The 20077-nt window shown below is 59.6% G+C and carries 18 protein-coding genes; 10 read left to right on the top strand and 8 right to left on the bottom strand.

The genetic code is table 11. The annotated features are described in order from the left end of the window. Nucleotides 1-220: 220 nt before the first annotated feature. From ACFOZ5_RS10850 to ACFOZ5_RS10835, 4 genes are all read left to right on the top strand, one after another. On the top strand, nucleotides 221-1027 hold the full coding sequence (locus ACFOZ5_RS10850) for a cytochrome C assembly family protein (RefSeq protein ID WP_379887135.1): 807 nt from the start codon (nucleotides 221-223) through the stop codon (nucleotides 1025-1027). 58 nt (nucleotides 1028-1085) lie between these two features. Beyond that, nucleotides 1086-2375 (top strand): HlyC/CorC family transporter, encoded by a 1290-nt coding sequence (locus ACFOZ5_RS10845; protein ID WP_379887133.1) that lies wholly within the window; start codon nucleotides 1086-1088, stop codon nucleotides 2373-2375. A gap of 154 nt (nucleotides 2376-2529) precedes the next feature. Further along, nucleotides 2530-3132: a Yip1 family protein gene (locus ACFOZ5_RS10840; RefSeq protein ID WP_379887131.1), complete on the top strand. Its 603-nt coding sequence runs from the start codon at nucleotides 2530-2532 to the stop codon at nucleotides 3130-3132. 222 nt (nucleotides 3133-3354) lie between these two features. Then, nucleotides 3355-5592, top strand: a complete 2238-nt coding sequence (locus tag ACFOZ5_RS10835) for a DUF1631 domain-containing protein (RefSeq protein ID WP_379887129.1) — start codon at nucleotides 3355-3357, stop codon at nucleotides 5590-5592. 69 nt (nucleotides 5593-5661) lie between these two features. Here ACFOZ5_RS10835 and grxD read toward each other — a convergent pair whose 3' ends face one another. Then, on the bottom strand, nucleotides 5662-5988 hold the full coding sequence (grxD, locus tag ACFOZ5_RS10830) for a Grx4 family monothiol glutaredoxin (RefSeq protein ID WP_379887127.1): 327 nt from the start codon (nucleotides 5986-5988) through the stop codon (nucleotides 5662-5664). Between the two features lie 300 nt (nucleotides 5989-6288). Here grxD and argF point away from each other — a divergent pair, with 300 nt between their 5' ends. Together argF and ACFOZ5_RS10820 are read left to right on the top strand one after the other, a co-directional pair. Beyond that, the gene (argF, locus tag ACFOZ5_RS10825; protein ID WP_379887125.1) at nucleotides 6289-7206 is read left to right on the top strand and encodes an ornithine carbamoyltransferase; all 918 of its coding nucleotides are present in this window, start codon (nucleotides 6289-6291) and stop codon (nucleotides 7204-7206) included. A gap of 30 nt (nucleotides 7207-7236) precedes the next feature. Then, a complete protein-coding gene (locus tag ACFOZ5_RS10820) occupies nucleotides 7237-8307 on the top strand; it encodes an ABC transporter ATP-binding protein (RefSeq protein WP_379887123.1) in 1071 nt (356 codons plus the stop codon). Nucleotides 8308-8589: 282 nt separating this feature from the next. Here ACFOZ5_RS10820 and ACFOZ5_RS10815 read toward each other — a convergent pair whose 3' ends face one another. Continuing rightward, a complete protein-coding gene (locus ACFOZ5_RS10815; RefSeq protein ID WP_379887121.1) occupies nucleotides 8590-10140 on the bottom strand; it encodes an ATP-binding protein in 1551 nt (516 codons plus the stop codon). 54 nt (nucleotides 10141-10194) lie between these two features. Continuing rightward, entirely contained in the window at nucleotides 10195-10938 is a 744-nt protein-coding gene (locus ACFOZ5_RS10810; protein WP_379887118.1) for a response regulator, read from the bottom strand. A 334-nt stretch (nucleotides 10939-11272) separates the two neighbouring features. On the opposite strand from ACFOZ5_RS10810, the gene ACFOZ5_RS10805 reads away from it, so the two are divergent. Both ACFOZ5_RS10805 and ACFOZ5_RS10800 read left to right on the top strand, forming a co-directional pair. Continuing rightward, nucleotides 11273-12037: a GNAT family N-acetyltransferase gene (locus ACFOZ5_RS10805; RefSeq protein WP_379887116.1), complete on the top strand. Its 765-nt coding sequence runs from the start codon at nucleotides 11273-11275 to the stop codon at nucleotides 12035-12037. Between the two features lie 74 nt (nucleotides 12038-12111). Next, nucleotides 12112-12939 carry a lysophospholipid acyltransferase family protein gene (locus ACFOZ5_RS10800; protein WP_379887114.1) on the top strand — a complete coding sequence of 276 codons (828 nt, stop codon included), beginning with the start codon at nucleotides 12112-12114 and terminating at the stop codon, nucleotides 12937-12939. Here ACFOZ5_RS10800 and ACFOZ5_RS10795 read toward each other — a convergent pair. The 4 genes from ACFOZ5_RS10795 to ACFOZ5_RS10780 form a co-directional block, all read right to left on the bottom strand. Next, entirely contained in the window at nucleotides 12855-13322 is a 468-nt protein-coding gene (locus tag ACFOZ5_RS10795) for an FKBP-type peptidyl-prolyl cis-trans isomerase (protein WP_379887112.1), read from the bottom strand. The genes ACFOZ5_RS10800 and ACFOZ5_RS10795 overlap by 85 nt on opposite strands. Continuing rightward, a complete protein-coding gene (locus tag ACFOZ5_RS10790) occupies nucleotides 13322-15307 on the bottom strand; it encodes an acetyl-CoA hydrolase/transferase C-terminal domain-containing protein (RefSeq protein WP_379887110.1) in 1986 nt (661 codons plus the stop codon). Before ACFOZ5_RS10790 ends, ACFOZ5_RS10795 begins: the two co-directional genes overlap by 1 nt. Before the next feature lie 130 nt (nucleotides 15308-15437). Further along, nucleotides 15438-15758: a hypothetical protein gene (locus tag ACFOZ5_RS10785; RefSeq protein WP_379887108.1), complete on the bottom strand. Its 321-nt coding sequence runs from the start codon at nucleotides 15756-15758 to the stop codon at nucleotides 15438-15440. Nucleotides 15759-15990: 232 nt separating this feature from the next. Then, complete coding sequence (locus ACFOZ5_RS10780) at nucleotides 15991-17028, bottom strand: NADP(H)-dependent aldo-keto reductase (RefSeq protein WP_379887106.1); 1038 nt, start codon at nucleotides 17026-17028, stop codon at nucleotides 15991-15993. Between the two features lie 186 nt (nucleotides 17029-17214). On the opposite strand from ACFOZ5_RS10780, the gene ACFOZ5_RS10775 reads away from it, so the two are divergent. Together ACFOZ5_RS10775 and ACFOZ5_RS10770 are read left to right on the top strand one after the other, a co-directional pair. After that, nucleotides 17215-18432 (top strand): glycosyltransferase family 4 protein, encoded by a 1218-nt coding sequence (locus tag ACFOZ5_RS10775; protein WP_379887104.1) that lies wholly within the window; start codon nucleotides 17215-17217, stop codon nucleotides 18430-18432. Next, nucleotides 18401-18988 (top strand): phosphatase PAP2 family protein, encoded by a 588-nt coding sequence (locus ACFOZ5_RS10770; RefSeq protein WP_379887102.1) that lies wholly within the window; start codon nucleotides 18401-18403, stop codon nucleotides 18986-18988. The genes ACFOZ5_RS10775 and ACFOZ5_RS10770 overlap by 32 nt, the downstream gene beginning before the upstream one ends. Here ACFOZ5_RS10770 and dinB read toward each other — a convergent pair. Further along, nucleotides 18963-20030, bottom strand: coding sequence for a DNA polymerase IV (dinB, locus tag ACFOZ5_RS10765; RefSeq protein WP_379887100.1), 1068 nt, complete (start codon nucleotides 20028-20030; stop codon nucleotides 18963-18965). The two genes, ACFOZ5_RS10770 and dinB, sit on opposite strands and share 26 nt — an antisense overlap. Between the last annotated feature and the right edge of the window lie 47 nt (nucleotides 20031-20077).

The raw sequence follows: 20077 nt of genomic DNA, 5'->3' as shown, positions 1-20077 counted from the left end.
TCCGTAAGCCCTGAAGAATGAATTGCTGAGACGTCCGCATCATGCGGGCCGCCGAAACCGACCCAAGAGCATGACTGCAAACGCAAACCGGTTGATTCCGGTTGCACAATCGCGACATTATAACCAGACTAACGCGCTGAAACGACCAACCCGGCAAATTCCACCGCCTGTTTAAGCAGGAAGCCCGGACCTTATCACATAACCACCAGCCAGGAATGCCATGGGAACGCTGATTCTCGCCGTAACCACCCTGCTCCTCTACAGCATTGGTACAGCCCTGCAGGCGCTGGGCTTTCGCGGGCGGATTGAGATCAATCGGCATGTGGTCGCCGTCATCGGTGCTCTGGGCCTGGTGGCCCACGGACTGCTGCTGTGGCAGACACTGTTCGTCGACGGGGCCCTTAACCTCGGATTTTTCCAGAGCTCGCTGCTGATTTCCTGGCTGGTGGTCGCCATCCTGCTGGTAATGAACCACGCCAAGCCGGTAGCCAGCCTGTTCCTGGGCGCTTATCCGCTGGCCGGACTGACGGTGGTGTTTGCCCTGCTGACCCACACACCACCGCGCTTCATACAAAGGGACGACTGGGGCATTCTGTCCCACATCGCGTTGTCGGTCACCGCCTACAGCCTGTTTACCCTGGCGGCGGGCCAGGCCCTGCTGCTGTATTTTCAGAACCGCCAGCTCAAGCACAACTACAACAGTCCGCTTGTGCGCAACCTGCCGCCACTGCAGACCATGGAATCACTCCTGTTCGAGCTGCTGTGGGCGGGTGTCATACTGCTCGTGCTGGCCATTGTCACTGGCGCTGTGTTCGTCAGCGACCTGTTTGCCCAGGACCTGGCCCACAAGACCGTGTTCTCGCTGATTTCCCTGGCGGTATTCGCATCACTCCTGATTGGACGGCAGACCCAGGGCTGGCGAGGCATCACCGCAAGCCGCTGGACCCTGGCGGGCTGCATCCTGCTGATGCTTGCTTATTATGGGAGCAAGTTCGTGCTGGAACTGGTGTTCCACCGGGCCGGTTGACACCGGATACCACGCCCCCTATTTTTCCCGTTTATCAGCAATAAAAGGACCCCATCTCTTGAACGAGGCATCGCTCACGGCGCTGTTCATCCTCCTTGCCGGCCTGATTGTACTGTCGGCGTTCTTCTCCAGCTCGGAAACCGGGATGATGTCCCTGAACCGGTACCGCCTCAAGCACATGGCCAAGACCGGTCACCGCGGTGCCCGGCGAGCCCAGTCACTGCTACAGCGCACGGACCAGCTGATCGGCGTCATCCTGATCGGCAACAATTTCGTCAATATCTTTGCCTCGGCCATCGCGACGGTCATCGCCATCCGGCTCTGGGGTGACGCCGGCATCGCCATCGCCACCGTCGCGCTGACCATTGTCATCCTGATATTTGCGGAGGTAACCCCCAAGACACTGGCAGCGCTGTTCCCCGAAAAGATCGCCTTTCCCGCCAGCCACGTACTCGGCCCCCTGCTGAAGATCCTCTACCCGGTAGTGTGGGCGGTCAATCTGTTCACCACTGCGATACTCCGAATGCTGCGGGTTTCCACAGAGGATGCCAGCTCGGACCACCTGTCCAGGGAGGAGCTCCGAACCCTGGTCAATGAGTCCGGATCACTGATCCCGTCCAAGCACAAGGACATGCTGGTCAGCATCCTCGACCTGGAAAAAGTCACGGTGAACGACATCATTGTTCCCCGCAACGAGATCGTGGGCGTGGATCTCGAGGATGACATCGACACCATCCTGCGCCAGCTCCGCACCAGCCAACACACCCGGCTCCCGATCTACAAGGGAGACATCAATAACATCCAGGGTGTATTGCACCTGCGCAACATCTCGCGCCTGCTTATGCAGGAAGACATCAATAAGGCCATGTTGATGCAGCTCTCGCGGGAACCCTACTTCATTCCGGAAAGCACACCACTGAACACCCAACTGATCAACTTCCAGAAAGCCAAGCGTCGCTTTGGCATCGTGGTGGACGAATACGGGGATGTATTGGGAATCGCCACACTTGAGGACATACTTGAGGAAATCGTCGGTGACTTCACCACCGACTACTCGGAAACGAGCCCGGATATCATCCCCCAGGACGACGGTACCTTCATCATTGATGGCAGCGCAGCGGTTCGTATCATCAACAGGGACCTGGGCTGGAAACTGCCTATCGACGGACCCAAAACCCTCAACGGCCTGATTACGGAAACCCTGGAATCCATTCCGGAAACCAACGTGTGCCTTGTCATCCATGGCCACCGGACCGAGGTCCTGCAGATCAAGGACAATGTGGTGAAAGCAGCCATTGTCCACCCAATACCGAAGAAGAAAACCTTCAGACGGAAAAAGGCCTCCTGACACCTTATACCGGCAAGATCTAACTGACGCTTTTTAGAAAGATTAAGATTTAACCGATTTCTTGACCGGACCAGCTCCTCTGCCCAAGACTGTCAGTGTGCGACTCGTTTGCCGCATCCAACAACAATAAAGGTAACGCCAGAGGAGAAGGTCCATGAGCCTTTCACATACCGTGGGTTTGTTCACACACCCCGACGAAGAATGGAAAGCGATTCGCGAGGAATCCGAGTCCGTCAGCAAGTTGTATTTCGGTCATATCCTGTTACTCGCATTGATTCCCACCGCTGCAGCCTTTTACGGCACCACCCAGGTGGGCTGGCAGGTGGGCGGCAGTCAACTGATAAAACTGACTACTGCCAGCGCCCTGCAGTTATGCGCCCTGGCCTATATCGCAATGCTTGTGGGCGTATTCATCATCGGCAAGTTCATTGACTTCTTTGCTGCCACCTATGATGTCAGGGAAAACACACCAAGAGGCGTCACGCTGGCTGCCTATACGGCAACACCGATTTTTCTGCTGGGCGTTATCGCCGTCTATCCCAATATCTGGGTCAATATGGCAGTGGGTACGGCGGCCATTGCCTATGCGGTCTACCTGCTCTATGAAGGGCTGCCAATACTCATGAAAATTCCTGAAGAGAGGGGCTTCATGTTCGCCTCATCCGTGCTGACGGTTGGCCTGGTGATGTTCGTCGGCCTGCTCGCGATCAGCGTTGTCATCTGGAGTATGGGTATAGGGCCGCAATACATCAGTTAAACCTGCCAATCCAACCTCTGGAAACAGGCCGACCCATTAGGGCCGGCCTGTTTGTCAGGGATGACGAGCCCACATCTTTGGATGTCTTATTGTAACTGACCACCCAATTAACAATAATTAATCGTGTAACCCTGGCATCTTTTGCGATAGATTACGCGTATAAAGAACCAATCCAGAGTAAGCTCGGTAAAGTATCCGGTTGAGGCGTATCAGGAGTCAGCCATGAACAGACAATCCGGCATACATTACCTGCACGACCGCCCGGGTGCAGGGTCGCCGGTATCAGTTCCTCCGGAGGTCACCCGCATCAGGGACACGGTGGTAGCTGGGCTGGGCGATCTGCTGCAGGGAGCGTTCGATGCTGTCGACGACTCCCTGTTTGAGCTGGCCAACAACGCCCGCAGCAATAACGAACAAAACCGCTACTTTGAGGCAATGCGGGAGATTCGCATCAAGCGCAAGGGCGTCGAGAAGCAGTTCCAGCATTCGGTGGGAGCTCTGTTCAATCACCCACCCCTGGCAGATGCCGACCAGCAATCCCAGGACCAGCTTCAGAACCAGGAGACGGCTTCGCCCGAGAGCCTTTCTCTGGTACAGGACGACGATCTGGAAGAACAGGTCGCCCTGAGTGCAATGATTTCCAAGGCCCGCTCCTATTTCCAGGGGCCGCTGCTGCAACTACAGACACGATTCACGGTTATCTACCCCAGCGCTTCCGAAGAACGCCCGGTCAACCCGCTGCTGCCGGACTACATCTGTCGCGCCTTTGCCGAGGCCGCCGGCGCCTTCGAGATCCAGATTCGCGAACGGCTGATTGTCCTCAAGCAGTTTGACCGCTATGTCGTGGCCAACCTCGGCATGCTGATGGATGAGGCCAACCGCATCCTCATCCAGGCGGGCATCGTGCCCAACTTCCGCTACCATGGCAAAAACCGCCAAGAGAGTTCGGAAATCCCGGCCTCCTCCAGCCAGAATACGGCTGGCAGTCACGCCGCGGAAGCTCAGGAAAGCTATCAGGTCAGGGAGAATGACGCCCTGTTCCAGCAGATCCGCCAGCTGCTGGCTGAGCAGCGTGGCCACCGCAGCTACAGCACCAGCCATTATGGCAGCAGCCATGGTCATGGCGGCACCGAAATTCATATTGTCGGCGGTGCGGAACTGCTACACATGTTATCTCAGGCCTCCGCCAACACCGCCCGGCAGAATGCCGCCCAGGACAACCTGAGTGCCGGTGAGCCGGTTACTGTAGACCTGCGCGACCTGATTGAGCATGTCCTTGAGACCCATGAACCGGAAGATGGCAAGCAACCTGCCCTTCAGGAAATGGACGAGGATCTCATCAACCTCGTCTCCATGCTGTTCGAGTTCATCCTTGACGACTACAACCTGTCAGCACCAATCCAGGTTCTGATCAGCCGGCTTCAGATTCCCATTCTGAAAGTGGTCATCAAGGACAAGTCGTTCTTCAGCCGCGCCAATCATCCCGCCAGAAAACTCCTCAATTCCCTGGCCCGGGCCGGAATCGGCTGGAGTAATGCAGACGAGAAGTCCCGCGACAAACTTTACGAGCAGATCCACAACATCGTTGCCCGGATCCTGGATGAGTTCGATGGCGATATTCAGCTGTTCGAGACGCTGGGCGAAGAATTCGACCAGTTCCTGACCCGGGAGAACCGCAAGGCCTCCCTGGTGGAACAGCGTACTCGCGAATCCGAGCGTGGCCGCATCAAGTCACAGAAAGCTCAGGACACGGTGGACCATCTGCTCAAAGAGAAGCTGGCCCGGCGCCCCGTGCCGCCTGCCATTCACGATATCCTGGTGAACGGCTGGAGCCGGGTGATGTTCCTGGCCTACCTGCGCAACGACGTGGAACACCGCTGGGAGCAGTCGGTCCGCGTGGTGGACGACCTCATCTGGTGCCTGCACCCGCATCTGGACGACGACGAACGGGACCAGTGGGTGCGGGTAGTGCCACGCCTGCTCAAGGCCCTGCGTGCGGGTCTGGAGGAGGTCTCCTACAATTCCTCCCGTCTTGACGAGATGATGGCGCAGCTCAAGCACGAACTGACCGAAGCATTCCGTAATCTCGCCCTCGCAGAGGCCAGGGAACCCGACGATATGGAACCCGAACAACCGGTGTTGGAAGAAGCCGTCGAGCCCGAAGAGCCACTGGAGGCCGGGGTCGCTGAATACCTGTCCGACATCGATGCAATCAACGTCGGCCAGTGGGTGGAGTTCCGCCTGGTCAACGGGTCCAGCTTCCGCTGCAAACTCTCCGCCATTATTGACGAGGCCGACTGTTTTGTCTTCGTCAACCGCATGGGCCTGAAAGTCATTGAGAAGACCCGTGTCGACCTCGCCCACGAGATGCGCCGTGGGCGGCTGACAGTGCTGGAACAGGGCGCCCTGATCGACCGGGCCCTGGATGCGGTGGTAGGCACACTTCGCAAGCAGGCCTGAGCGGGTCATCCAGTCTCGCAAAAAAAAAGCGCCCCGGAGGGCGCTTTTTCGTTCATGACAGGCCAGGAATCAGGCTTCCTGCTCCTTGGCGGCTGCCTTGACCATCTCGGCCAGCTCGCCGGATTCAGACATTTCCAGCACGATGTCACAACCACCTACCAATTCCCCATTGATGTACAGCTGGGGATAGGTCGGCCAGTTGGAGTAGGTCTTGAGGCCCTCGCGCAGCTCCTGATTGTCCAGGATGTTCACGAACGCAAACCGCTCACCGCAAGCCATCAGCGCCTGGACGGTGCGGGAAGAAAAACCGCACTGGGGCGCCTGGGGAGTGCCCTTCATGTAAATGATGATCGGATTCTCTTCCAGCTGGCTCTTGATCTGCTCATTGATATCCACAATTTCACCTCATGCAATCGGTATCGGACTACGAGTCATTGTACACGGGAACCCCAATCCCGACCAACATACTCGGGTATATCGACATGCGGGACACTGGATTGTCATCCCCCCGGGAACCCTATAGACTTGTTGCTTTTCGTCCTCAGGGACCTTCGGGAGCCCCTCGGAAAATCCTGACAGTCCGCTGCCAGGGCTTTCCCGGGGGCTTCTCAATCAAGGCCGTACAGCCGGTGCGAAAACCGCATTCCGGCGTATTTTCTATTTGCTGTCGGCCGGGGGAAAACAACGGGCATCGCCATGGCTGCAAGACACTTTCTGACACTCAATGACCTGACTATCAATGAACTGAGCGACCTGCTGGACCATGCCAGTTTCCTGCGCCGTGAGTGGCAAGCCGGAAAGGTCCGTAACAGCCTTGGCAACCGGGTGCTGGCAATGATATTCGAGAAGTCGTCAACACGTACCCGGGTGTCTTTCGAAGCCGGCATGTCACAGCTTGGCGGCAGCGCCATGTTCCTGTCCCCCCGTGATACCCAGCTTGGCCGGGGTGAGCCCATCGAGGACTCCGCACGGGTCATCTCGAGCATGGTGGACGCTGTCATGATCCGCACCTTCGCCCACGAAAAGGTAGACCGGTTTGCTCAGGTATCACGGGTACCGGTGATCAACGCGCTCACGGACGACTTCCACCCCTGCCAGCTGCTCGCAGACATGCAGACCTACCGGGAACACCGGGGAAGCATCGCCGGCGCGACAGTGACCTGGGTGGGCGATGGCAATAATATGTGCAATTCGTACATCAATGCGGCCCGCATTTTCGGTTTCCACCTGAATGTAGCGTGTCCGGAAGGCTACGCTCCGGACAACGACCTGCTGAGCGCACACGAGAGTTGCGTTACCGTATTCGACGATCCCCGGGAAGCGGCTCGCGGCGCAAACCTGATTGTCACCGATGTGTGGGCATCCATGGGTCAGGAACAGGAAGCCGAGGAACGCCGGAAGATCTTCGCCCCCTACCAGGTCAACCCCGCACTGATGGACCTGGCCGCGCCGGATGCCCTGTTCATGCACTGCCTTCCGGCCCACCGGGGCGAGGAAATTTCCGATGACATGCTGGACCAGCCCGGCTCGGTAGTCTGGGATGAGGCCGAAAACCGGCTGCACGCACAGAAGGCTCTGCTGGAGTTTCTGATTCTGGGAAAGCTGGAGCAATAGCCAGCCATTCACCCTGACCGGAGTAGCGACATGCCGCCACCCAATCTGCCGCCCGACAGCTGGCTTCTCGATGTCAGGGCACTGGGCTGTGGCTACGGGTCCGGCAACGTGGTCTCCGATGTACGCTTTGCCCTGGGCCATGGCGATATTGGCTGCCTGCTGGGCCCCAGCGGCTGTGGCAAGAGCACAATCCTGAGGGCCCTGGCCGGATTCCTGCCGGTCAGCGAGGGCGAAATCCGTCTCAACGACCAGGCCATCAGTGTACCGGGTTTTACCCTGCCCCCCGAGCAGCGTCGGATTGGCATGGTATTCCAGGACTACGCCCTGTTCCCTCATCTGACCATTGCCGAGAACGTCGGCTTTGGCCTTAAGGGCCTGAGCCGCAGCGAAAAACGTACCAAGACCGCCTCACTGCTGGAGCTGGTCCATCTCCAGGACCTGGCAGACCAGTATCCCCACCAATTGTCCGGCGGTCAGCAACAACGTGTTGCCCTGGCGCGGGCGCTGGCACCGGAACCGACGCTGATCCTGCTGGATGAACCCTTTTCCAATCTGGATGCTGACCTGCGCCGACGCCTGAGCCTGGATGTGCGGGATATTCTCAAGGAGCTGGGCATCAGCGCCCTGCTGGTGACCCACGATCAGCAGGAAGCCTTCGCCATGTGTGATCAGGTGGCTGTGCTCAAGGATGGTCAGATCCAGCAGTGGGACGTTCCCTACAATCTCTATCACGAGCCGGCAAACCGGTTTGTGGCGGGCTTCGTGGGCCAGGGCGCGTTTATTCCCGGGCAGGCCAGCGGGGCGGATACCATCGAATCCGAACTGGGCAGCCTGGTGGGAAAACGCAACCGCCAGTGGCGGGCGGGCACCTTGCTGGACGTACTTATCCGACCGGATGACATTGTCCATGACCCGGCCTCAGACCTCAGGCCCAGAGTCATCGAGAAGACCTTCGCAGGTACATCAACGCTTTACCGCTTCCGCCTGTCCGACGACACAGAGTTCGAGGCACTGTTCCGCAGCCACCTCGATTTCCGGCTGGGGGAACATGTGCCCGTGCGGGTCGAAGCCGACCATCTGATTGCCTTCCAGCGAACCTGAGGTGCGGCAGGCCCCACCCGCTCCGGCAAAAGAAAGTGCGCAACAAAAAAAGCCGGTCATCTGGGATGACCGGCCGTACAATGACGAATGAAACAAGGAAAGTTCGTACTGACAACACTCTGGCAGATCGACTGCGCTTACCCGAACTGCATACATCGCGGCCAATCCAGCCTGCCTTACACCTCTCATACTAGCGATCGTAGCGACAGCGTCAGTTGTCCTTTGGTATACCTTTGTAAGGTTTTGTAGGGCATTTCACGCAAAGGGACCAGTGAGCCCGGCTTACTGGCGGCGGGGCCATACCAGGCTGAAGCGGGCCCCCCCGAGCTCCGCGCTGCGGCCCACGAACGACTGACCACCGTGCCAGAACAGGATGCGACGGACGATGGAAAGCCCCAGGCCATAACCACCGGAGTTTCTGGTACGACTGTCGTCCAGCCGGGCAAAAGCGCTGAACACCTTCTCCCAGTCCTGCTCCGGCACGCCAGGACCATCATCCTCAACGTCAATACGGCAGTTTTCCTGATCCAGAAGACAACGGACCCTCACCTCCCGACGGGCGTAACGGCAGGCATTGCCCACCAGGTTCTGTATGGCCCGGTGCATGTATCGGGGCTCGATATCGCTTTCGGAAAACACCTCGGACGACTCGGGAATCACCGCCTCGATATTGGCCCCGGGATGGATCACCTGCTGCTCTTCCACTACCTGACGCACGATGTCCGTGACACGGTCAGGGCGCAGGCTGAACACTGGCCCTCCCTGCTCCAGGCGAGCATAGGTAAGTATCTCGTCAATCAGCTCGTCGAGCTCCTGGATGTCATTATCGATGCCGTCAAGCTGGCGCTGCAGAGTCTGCTCGTCTTTGGCCGTCTCGACCATCTGCACGCCAAAACGGATACGGGCGACCGGCGTACGCAATTCATGGGATACCGCATGGATCATTTCCCGCTGCACTTCCACCAGGCGCTGGATCTGGTCCGCCATACCGTTAAAGGAACGGGACAGCCGGGACACCAGGTTGCCCTGCCCCGGTTCAACCCGGGCCTCCAGCTCGCCCCGGGAAATGCGGACCGCCACCGACTCCACGGTTCTAAGGTTCTGCTCCAGGTCGCGCATCAGCAGGCGCACGGCAACCATCAGCACCAGTCCCGCCAGCGCGACCAGCAGCGCAACCACCGGCCAGGTCAGCGACTGGAAACCCGCCGGCATCGCCATCCGCATCAACGAGCCATTTTCCAGTCGGAGCACGACCTGCCCCTGCCGCTCGCCGCCGAAGAACACCATATTCTGCCCCGAGACCCGCTCGAGCACCTCCGGTGGTGGCAACTGTCCGGCGCGGTCGACCACCTCCAGGGTGACGTTGAGTTCCTCCGCCAGTACACGGGCCATCTCGTCCCTGTCCTCTGGCGTGGCCTGATTCAGGTGCCACAGCACCGTTAACGCAGTGGCCTCGGCGATGCCACGGTATAGTTCCCGCAAACGTAGTGAAAGGACGCTTCCGGAGTCATTGGCGATCAACGCCTGCGGACCAACCTGATCGGAAATCACTGGCGTCTGCCCATAGTGCAGGCGCTCGCTGATCACCGGGCCCAGTGAGAGCCTCTTAGCGTTGGTAATCTGGAAATCATAAAGGGGAGACAGCCAGTGGTACTGCTGTGCGGGTGAAGGGGTACGGGCAAGCCATGTCATCAACGGCTCTGCAAGCTGCTCCTGCCATGCCTGGTGACGTACCGATGCCAACCCCCACCAGATCAGCGAGCAGACAAGGGTAATCAGCACCGCGAGACCGGCCAGACGGGCGAATAACTTGATCGTAAAAGTAAAAGGCATTAGCGGCCCTGACAGGGGCAGTATCACTGCCCGTTAACACTGCCCGGTCGTCGGTCAGGCTTCCCTGACGAACAGGTAGCCCTTACTCCGAACGGTCTTGATCCGGCGCGGGTGCACCGGGTCGTCACCAATCTTGGGACGGATACGGGAGACCCTGACGTCAATAGACCTGTCCTGACCATCGTACTCGATACCTCGCAGGGCAGTGAATATTTCCTCACGGCTGAGCACACGGCCAGCGCTGCGGGCCAGCAGCCAGAGCAGGTCGAATTCGGCGCTGGTCAGGTCAATGCTTTCGCCATCCAACCAGGCTTCCCGCATGGAACGGTCCACCACAAGGTCATTGAACTGAAGCCTAGAAGGTTCATCGCCGGACTCTTTGTCACTCTCTCCCTCTGCCCCGGCGGGGCCGCCTGCACGACGTAACAGGGCCCTGATACGGGCCAGCAGAACCCGGGGCTTTACGGGCTTGCCAACATAGTCATCCGCCCCCATTTCCAGACCCAGCACCTGGTCCAGGTCGTCACTACGGGCCGTAAGCATGATGATCGGGCCCTGGTAGAATGGACGAACCCGCCGGCAGATGGACAGTCCATCCTCCCCCGGCAACATCAGATCCAGCACCACGAGATCCGGCCGTTCATTGCGGATACGCTCAACGGCATTACCTCCGTGGCTTTCGTGAGTGACCACCAGACCGTTGCTCTCAAGGTATTCCCTTGTGAGGTCTGCCAAACGTTCATCGTCCTCGACAATGAGGATTCGCCAGCCTTCGTTTGTCTGTTCCACGCCGTCCATCTCTATTTGTGTTGTTATCCGTCAGAGAGCGCCCCTGTCTCCGGGTGCACCCTTGCCTTGCATCCGTTCCGGCTCCGGGGCCGGAACGCGGGCTTCACTGGCCTTTAGCAAACTCAGCAGCTTACCCGAATCTTGTAACATTGATTATACATACTGTCGCGGGAAATACATGATGCCACTCGCTGTTACCTTCAGTCACAAAAGATAGCAGCTTCTCGCCCCGTCGCCACGCATCAGCGCGTCAGCACGGTCATCAAGTCGTCATTATGAAGTCATGGGGGTGTCACAGGCTCTTCATAACCTTGTCCTGAAATGGACAACAAGAGAGTTTGCCATGACCGCCCAAACCGCACGCGCTGCTGCTTCCCGACGCCTGCTGACCCAGGTTACCCGCGACCCGGAACTGGTTTTGCAGGCCCAGAGACTCCGCTACGACGTTTTCTCCGCCGAATATGATTCGGACCTGGGGGCCGAGATTCCCGGACTGGACGCCGATCCGTTTGATCAATGGTGCGATCACCTGATGGTGACCGACAGCACCACCGGCGAACTGGTAGCCACTACCCGGATTCTGCGACAGGACCAGATTGTTCATACCGGAGGCTTCTATTCCGAAAGTGAGTTTGATCTTTCGCAATTGCTGTCCCGCCCCGGACGGGTGGCTGAACTGGGCCGCACCTGTGTACACCCGGACTATCGTACTGGCGCCACCATAGGTCTGCTTTGGGCCACCCTGGCAGCCTGGCTGACCGAACACAGGGTTGACCGGGTGATCGGATGCGCCAGTATCAGCATGTCTGATGGTGGCCTGAAGGCCTGGCGTATTGCCCGCCACCTCCAGGACCGGTATCTTTCTTCTGGTGAAGATCGGGTCTGGCCACGGCGTTCACTGCCCCACCTGACCCGGGCGGACTCCGGCCGGCCGGTGGACATCCCTGCCCTCATCCGCGCCTACATGCGCCTGGGCGCCCGGGTATGTGGGGAGCCATGCTGGGATCCGGAGTTCCGCTGTGCCGATGTGCTGGTATTGCTGGAGGTCAGTGAGCTGTCGGCCCGCTATAGCCGGCATTTCATGCGCAGGAGCAGCGCCCCTGAGTAGCGCCCTGAAACGGGGGCAAAGCGCTCAAAACGCGTGGTTGGTACCTTGCCCCAAAACCTGTTGCGGAGAAAACCATGGCAGCATTGCGCCTGGCGTTCAGATTGCCCCTGCTGATGCTTGTGCTGAGCGTGACGGCCCTGGTTGCCTTGCTGTTCCTGCTGGCCGAAGGGGTGACCCGACGCCGGTACGACCGCACCCGGTTGGCACAACTCTGCTTCGTGTGCTGTTACCGCTGCCTGGGCCTGCGAATCCGGCAAACAGGACCCACACCCCGGAGCCCTGCCCTGCTGGTAAGCAATCATATCTCATGGAGTGACATTCCGGTGCTGGGCGGGCTGACGCAAACCCGCTTCCTGTCCAAGGCCGAGGTAGCGCGATGGCCACTGGTGGGCTGGCTGGCCCGCCAGGCAGGCACGCTGTTTATCCGCCGTGGCGGTGGCGAGGCGGCACAGCGGCGCAACGATATCAGGGAAACCCTGGAAGCAGGCCAGTCAGTCTTGATTTTCCCGGAGGGCACCACGTCTGCCGGCCTGACGGTGCTGCCGTTTTTCCCGAGGCTGATCGGTGCCGCCACGGCAGCTGGTGCCCCTATCGTGCCGGTCAGTATTGCCTACGTGCGGGAAGATGACCCGTGCCATGTAGCACCGTTTATCGGGGATGACGAATTCACCCATCACCTGATACGTATGCTGGCGGCGCCAGCGCCGGAAGTGCGGGTGACCTGGCATCAACCGGTGGCACCATTACCCGGCGAGAGCGCCCGCGACCTGAGCAACCGCGTGCGGGAGGTCATTGTCGAGGGACTGCGCCGCAGCCATCAGGAAGCCGGTGTCAGGGGCGCCCCTGCTGCCACCTCATCATCAGTGGCTTCCCGGGCGGAAATGATCTCCAGATCAAAGTAGAGCGTGAAACCCGCCAGGGGATGGTTAGCGTCCACCCGGATCAGGTTGCCGTCGATACCCACCACCTGGACCACCTGGGCTTCATCCCCGGTATTGGTCTGGAATTTCATGCCTACCTGCAGGTTCTCCACACCTTCAAACGCGGACCGGGGTAACTTGCGCACCAGCTCCGGGTTATGCTCTCCATAGGCCAGGGCCGGCGGCACGGTAACCTCCAGGCAATCGCCCGGCGAGCGCCCCTTGACGGCCTTCTGGATGCCCTCGATGACATTGTCGGAGCCTTCAAGGAACTGCAGCGGCTCTCCCCCTTCGGACGTGTCCACCACCTCCCCGACCTTGTTCTTGAGGCGGTAGTGAACGGTGTAGATCATTGGTCGTTGCATCAGTGACGAGACTCTTCGGGTGATTCGATGGCGCCGGACTGCTCCAGGGCAACCGTCAGCAGCCGGCGGTTAAGCCAGGCGGAAGGGCCTTTACGGGACAATAGTCCCATGCGCTCCAGGTAAGGTTGCAGGTCCGGGCGCCCGACATTGGCTCTCATGGCCCTGGCGAAGGTGCGCAGCTTACCACGGGTTCCGGCTGTCGCCGACTTCAGTCCCTGCAGTGCCTTCGCCAGGACCAGCTCCTCAGAGGTCAGATCACAGCCGAACGGGAATGGCGGGAAGGCTTCCCCTTCTCCCACCGAGCCAAGAACCTCGCGGACATGCGCCGGCGTATTGTCCCGCCAGGAGGGCGGCAGTTTGAAATCCTTGCGTACCTTTCCGGCCTTCTGGGCCTGCTTGAGCAATGAGGGTTGGAAACGGGCGTCGGCAATGCGAATCAGCGCCAGGTAGACCTCCTCATCCGACTTGCCACGCAGATCCGCCACACCGTATTCAGTGATCACGACATCCCTCAGATGGCGGGGAATAGTGCAATGCCCATAACTGAAGACAATGTTCGAAACCGTCTCTGCGCCGCTCTCGCGGGTACTGCGCAGGGTGATGATGGAACGAGCCTCCGGCAGGTCGTGGGCCATGGCTACAAAATTGTACTGGCCACCCACGCCACTGACCACGCGGCCATCCTCCAGCCCATCGGATACCGCTGCGCCAGAGAGGGTATGCATCATCGCCGAGTTGATGAAACGGGCATGCCGTCGCTGGGCCGCCTTTAACCGTTGACTGCCGAACCGGTGATCGTAGAGGTCGTTGATGAAATTCACACTGGTCATGGCGATCCGGCGCCGCTCCTGCTCGTCCAGGTCACGCAGCTGCTGGTAAAAATCAGCCGGCCCCAGATAGAACCCTCCGTGAATCACCACGCCGGACTCGCTGACCGACTCGCCACGATTTGCTCTTTCCTGGGTTTCAAGGTCGTCGTAAACCTCACGCTTGAGGATGCCGGCCTTCATCAGGTGCATAAAGCCATCCACCATCATCTCGCTACACCCATACAGCCCTTCCCGGAAAGTCCCGGTGTCGCCCTCTCTGGCAATGAACGGGAACCGGCTGGCAATCCGTAGTCGCTCGTAGAGAGCGTTCCACTGATCGTTGTGATGGTGACGAAGAATCGTGCTATGAACCACCGCAGCCCCCAGCGAGCCGATGCCCACCTGCAGCGTACCGCCATCCTTCAGCAGGCTACTGGCATAGAAACCGATCAGGTGATCTGCGGGGCTGATCGACCCCTGGGGCACCGGGAACAGCGGGTAGTCGGTATCGGGATGCTCCAGCAGCAGGTCAAAATCGGATACCGGTACCGCAGCGTGATGACCGAGCCAGGGCAGGTTACGGTTCAGCTCACTCACAACAGCAACCTTTTGGCCGGCGGCTTCCTGCTGCCTCAGCAACGGCACCAGATCCAGGGTCAGGTCCGGGTTGCAGCTCAGGCTCAGGTCACCGTCGGGCTCCCTTTCGGGGGCCACCATCTGACAGATCACATTGACCCCCTGGGCCACCAGGTCTCGAACCGCGTGGGTGTAATTGGTACAGATGTAGTTGCGCTGCTGATCCTCATTATGGAGGAAACTGCCGGCCTTGAAGAAAAACTCGGAGACTTTCACATTCGGCGGCAGGCGCTTGTCCAGGACGTCGCGGGCATAGGCAAGTTCGGGTACATCGCCGTACAGCCGTCTTACGAAGGGATCAAGGAACTGTCGTTCCAGGAAAGAGCTGCCCCGGGGTGCCAGCATCGAGATGGCGGTCAGGATATGGAGGTCGATGGACGGGTCCTGACGGGCCCGCTCATATAGCGCATTCACGAGACGGACGGGCTTGCCCAGGCCCAGGGGCAACCCCAGCACTATGGTCTTGCCTACCCGCCGGATAATCCCATCGACGCAGGCGTCAGCGGTCGTTTCCCTGAACCTTTCCGGTCTGTCCGACATGGTGTTGATCAGTCTCCCTGCTGCGGTATAGATGAGATGATGATCCCACGTCGGCAGGGCAGTGACAATTGAGGAAATTCAGGAGAACGTCAGCAAAGAAGGGGAAATGCAGCGCGGAGACCTGGTGATCTCAGAATCTCCAGCGCAGGTTGAGTGCCGCACCCTCGTTGATCAGCGCAACGGAGTGATCGGCCTGGGCGGACTCCGACGCGTAACGGCGCCCGGGATGCTCAGGGGCACTGGACAGCCGCCAGCTCAACAGCCGCGACCCCAGGTCCATCAGGGCATCTTCATCGTCGTAGATGAAATCGCCTGACATGCGATCCTGAATCTCATGAGGATCCCCGGTGTAGATCTCATTCGGCAGGGTTTCACGTTCGCCCGCCTCAGCACGAACGACAAAAGCCACCGTGTTCAATATCAGCAATGCGAGGAAGATGCGAGTAATCATAATATCCGGCCTGCAAAGGTACTTGTAAAATTCGTTTTACATTTATGGCTAGAGTCTAAACCTTTGCTCATGGAACTCTGTGATTTCTTGCACAGCAGGCCCCAACTTTTGAAGCGATTTGTTATTCCATGTAACAGAATGTATCCGGAGGCGAGAAGAGTCGATGAGGGTGATTAACGGTAACACCACGTAAATGAACTCCCGCCCCGGTCGGGGCGGGTCAGGACGATGCTCAGGGACAGGGATAGGTGAATTCCCGGTGCAGCTCTTCCAGGGCCTGGAGCAACTCATCATTCAGCTCCACTGTTGCTGAGCCGATGTTCTCCCGAAGCTGCTCCATGGTCGTGGCGCCGATGATGTTGCTGGTCACAAACCGGCGGCTGTTCACCCAGGCCAGAGCCATCTGGGCCGGAGTCAGGCCATGGGCCCGGGCCAGATCACAGTAGGCCCGGGTTGCCTGTTCGGCACGCTCACCCTGGTAACGGACAAACCGCTTGAAAAGCGTCATGCGGGCATTGTCCGGACGCTTGCCGTCCAGATACTTGCCGGTCAGCATACCAAACGCCAGTGGCGAATAGGCCAGCAGTCCCATATCTTCCCGGTGGGCCACTTCCGCCAGGCCCTGCTCAAAGGTCCGGTTCAGCAGGTTGTAGGGGTTCTGGATGGTCGCCGGCCTTGGCCAGCCATGCTTCTCGGCCAGCTGCAGATACTTCATCGCGCCCCAGGGTGTTTCGTTGGACAGGCCGACGTGGCGGATCTTGCCTTCCTGAACCAGCTCATGCAAAGCACCCAGGGTTTCCTCGATGGGCGTGTAATCCTCGTTGTCCCGGTGCCGGTATCCCAACTGGCCGAAGAAGTTCGTACTGCGATCCGGCCAGTGCACCTGATAAAGGTCGATGTAGTCTGTCTGCAGGCGTTTCAGGCTGGTCTCACAGGCCTCCCGGATATGGTCGCGGGTCAGGCGAGGACCATTACGCAGATAAGTCAGACCATTACCCGGCCCGGCGACCTTGGACGCTATGACCAGATCGTCACGGCGACCACGCTGCGCCAGCCAATTGCCCAGGTATTGCTCGGTCAGCCCCTGGGTTTCCGGCCGCGGAGGCACCGGATACATCTCCGCCGCGTCGATGAAGTTAATGCCTTCGCCCACGGCGTAATCCAGTTGTTCAAACGCTTCCTGTTCAGTGTTCTGCTGCCCCCAGGTCATGGTACCCAGGCAGATCAGGCTGACGTCCAGGTCGCTGCGACCCAGTTTTCGCATCTCCATCCTTCCTCCAACGGCTTGTTCCGGTTACAGGTTCACGCCCGGAAATTCAGTCAGGACGCGGGTTTCAAGGGAATGTCACAAATGTGAAGTCTGACTGTCATATTCCGTTTCCATAGTGGAATAACGGAAAACCAGTGATGCAAGAGGTTACCCGCAACGTCAGGAATCATCCAGCAAGGTTATTGAATGAGTGAAGTCATCAGTCAGCCCCTGAATCGCCGCGTTACCGTTGTCTCTGAGACTTTCCCGCCAGAGGTCAACGGCGTGGCGAATACCCTGAAGTACCTTTGCCAGGGGCTGAGCGCGAATGGGCACCAGGTACAGGTGGTCAGGCCGGCCCAGAAATCCGACCGCAACGTGGCACCGGCCTCCGACAGCCAACCCCGGCTGTTCCACGAACTGGTAAGGGTCTCGGGCCTGCCCCTGCCAGGCTATACGGCTCTGCAATTCGGCCTTACCCGCCAGAAGCGTTTGCGCGCGCTCTGGACACGGCAGCGCCCCGACCTGATCTATGTCGCCACCCAGGGCCCCCTTGGCGTCACGGCGGTCACCGTTGCCCGCGAGCTTGGCATTGCGGTCTGCTCGGGCTTCCACACCAACTTTCACAGCTACAGCCGCCACTACCACGCCGCTTTCCTGGAACGCCTGCTCAAACGCTACGGCCGCTGGTTTCACAACCGCACGGCCCTGACCCTGGTCCCCACCCGTCGCATGGCCGCCCGGGTGAGCGCCATGGGCATCCACCCCGTCGGGCTGTGGAGCCGTGGCGTGGATTGTCGACGCTTTTCACCCCACAAGCGGGACCAGGAGCTCCGTGCCAGCTGGGGCCTTCAGCCCCAGGACCGGGCGGTGCTCTACGTAGGCAGGCTCGCCTCGGAGAAAAACCTGCAACTGGCTGTCTCCTGCTTCGAGCGGATTCACGCCCTGCACCCGAGAGCCAGACTGGTTCTGGTGGGTGACGGCCCGCAGCGCAAACGACTGCAGCAGAGACATCCCGAGTACGTGTTCTGCGGCGTCCAGGAGGGTGAAGCCCTGGCCCGGCACTATGCCTCTGGTGACCTGTTCCTGTTTCCCAGCAAGACCGACACCTTCGGCAACGTGGTCACCGAAGCCATGGCCAGCGGACTGGCGGTGGTGGCCTTTGACGACGCCGCCGCCAGCGAGCACATACGCCACCGGGAGAACGGCATGCTGGCACGGCTGGACGACGACGAAGCCTTTGTAGAACACGCCCTGACCCTGGCCCAGCAAAACACGCTGCTGGCCAACATCCGGCATCAGGCCAGGCTGGACGCGCTGGATCTGGACTGGAGCGGTCAGGTGGAACAATTCGAGCAACTCACACTGAAGCTCAACAGGAGAGACCGCTGTCATGCCGTCACCCAGGGTATCCCGCTTCTTTAGCCAGGTGGACCAGGTGGAGTTTGCGCTTTGCCGGTCCATCAACCGTAGCCTTCGCTACCGGCCGGTGTTGTCACTGTTCAAGGTGGTAAGCCGCCTGGGTGACGGCTGGCTGTGGTACGTACTCATTCTGTCCCTGCCACTGGTCTACCCTCACGAGGGACTTGCTGTCGCCCTATTGATGACCGGCACCGGGCTGGCGTGCACCGTTACCTACAAGCTGCTCAAGCGCTGGCTCGTCCGCGAGCGGCCCTTTATCTCCTTCCCGGTCATCCACTGTGGCACCCCACCTCTGGACCGCTACAGCTTTCCGTCGGGGCATACCCTGCATGCGGTCTGCTTTACCACGGTACTGGCCCTGACACTGCCACCTCTTGCCATCCTGGTACTGCCCTTCACCCTGGCGGTCGCGGCATCGCGGGTGGTGCTGGGCCTGCACTACCCCAGCGATGTGCTGGCCGGCGCGTTCATCGGAGGTGTTGTGGGGCTGATGGCAACGGCCTGGGGGGCGGAGACATTGATGCTGATGACGGCTACTCAAACAGGCGTAGCTGGGTAACCGGGGCGCCATCCTCCCGAAAGCGGACACCCACGCCCAACAGCCGTACCGGGCGCTGCTCATCCGTGACCAGTTCTTCCAGCAGGGGCAGGAACTCGCCGGCCTCCACCAAAGATCCGGCACCGGGGTCCCGCACCCGCTCGAGGGTATGAGTGGAAAAATCACTGTAGCGAATCTTGATAAACAGCTTGTGTAAGGGCTTGCGGCTGGTTTTGCGCTCCAGACGCCGGTTGAGATCATCCACCAGGCCTGACATTACCTGCTGGCAGGCGGCCTTCCCCGGCAGGTCCTGGGAGAAGGTCCGCTCCACGCTCACCGACTTCGCAACCCGGGTCACCACCACCGGTCGCTCGTCACGGCCATGGGCCATATCCCACAGACGCAGGCCCTGTTTTCCAAAAGCCTTGACCAGTTCCACCTGACCGACCCGCTGCAGGTCGCCACAGGTCTGCACGCCCCGGTCGTGGAGTTTGCCGGCGGTCACCTTGCCCACGCCAAACAGCTTTTCCACGGGAAGCCTCTCGACAAATCCCTCCACCTGATCCGGCGTGATCACAAACAGGCCGTCAGGCTTCTCCCAGTCGCTGGCAATCTTGGCGAGGAATTTGTTGGGTGCCACCCCCGCTGATACGGTAATGCCGATACGATCACGGACCTGATCACGGATATGCCGCGCAATCAGGGTGGCGCTGCCCTGGAAGGCGTCCACCTCGCTCACGTCCAGGAACGCCTCATCCAGCGACAGGGGCTCCACCAGATCGGTTACTTCACGGAAAATGGCCATCACCTGGCGGGATACGTCACGGTATCGGGGCATGTCCAGGGGTACCATGACCAGGTCGGGGCACAGGCGTCGAGCCTCACCGCCGGGCATGGCAGAACGCACACCAAAGGCCCGCGCCCGGTAGTTACAGGTTGTCACCACGCCACGACCGCCCTGCCCGCCAACGGCAATGGGCACGTCCCGCAGGGTAGGGTCGTCACGCATTTCCACTGCGGCGTAGAAACAATCGCAGTCGATGTGGATGATCTTGCGCTGCATGGCTCGTATAAATGACTTCTGTATAAATGTACAGCCTTGTATATTAC

This window comes from Marinobacter lacisalsi (assembly GCF_042651045.1).
GTDB lineage: Bacteria > Pseudomonadota > Gammaproteobacteria > Pseudomonadales > Oleiphilaceae > Marinobacter > Marinobacter lacisalsi.
The sequence above is the reverse complement of the archived record's forward strand: the minus strand, read 5'-3'. Positions and strand labels throughout refer to the sequence as shown.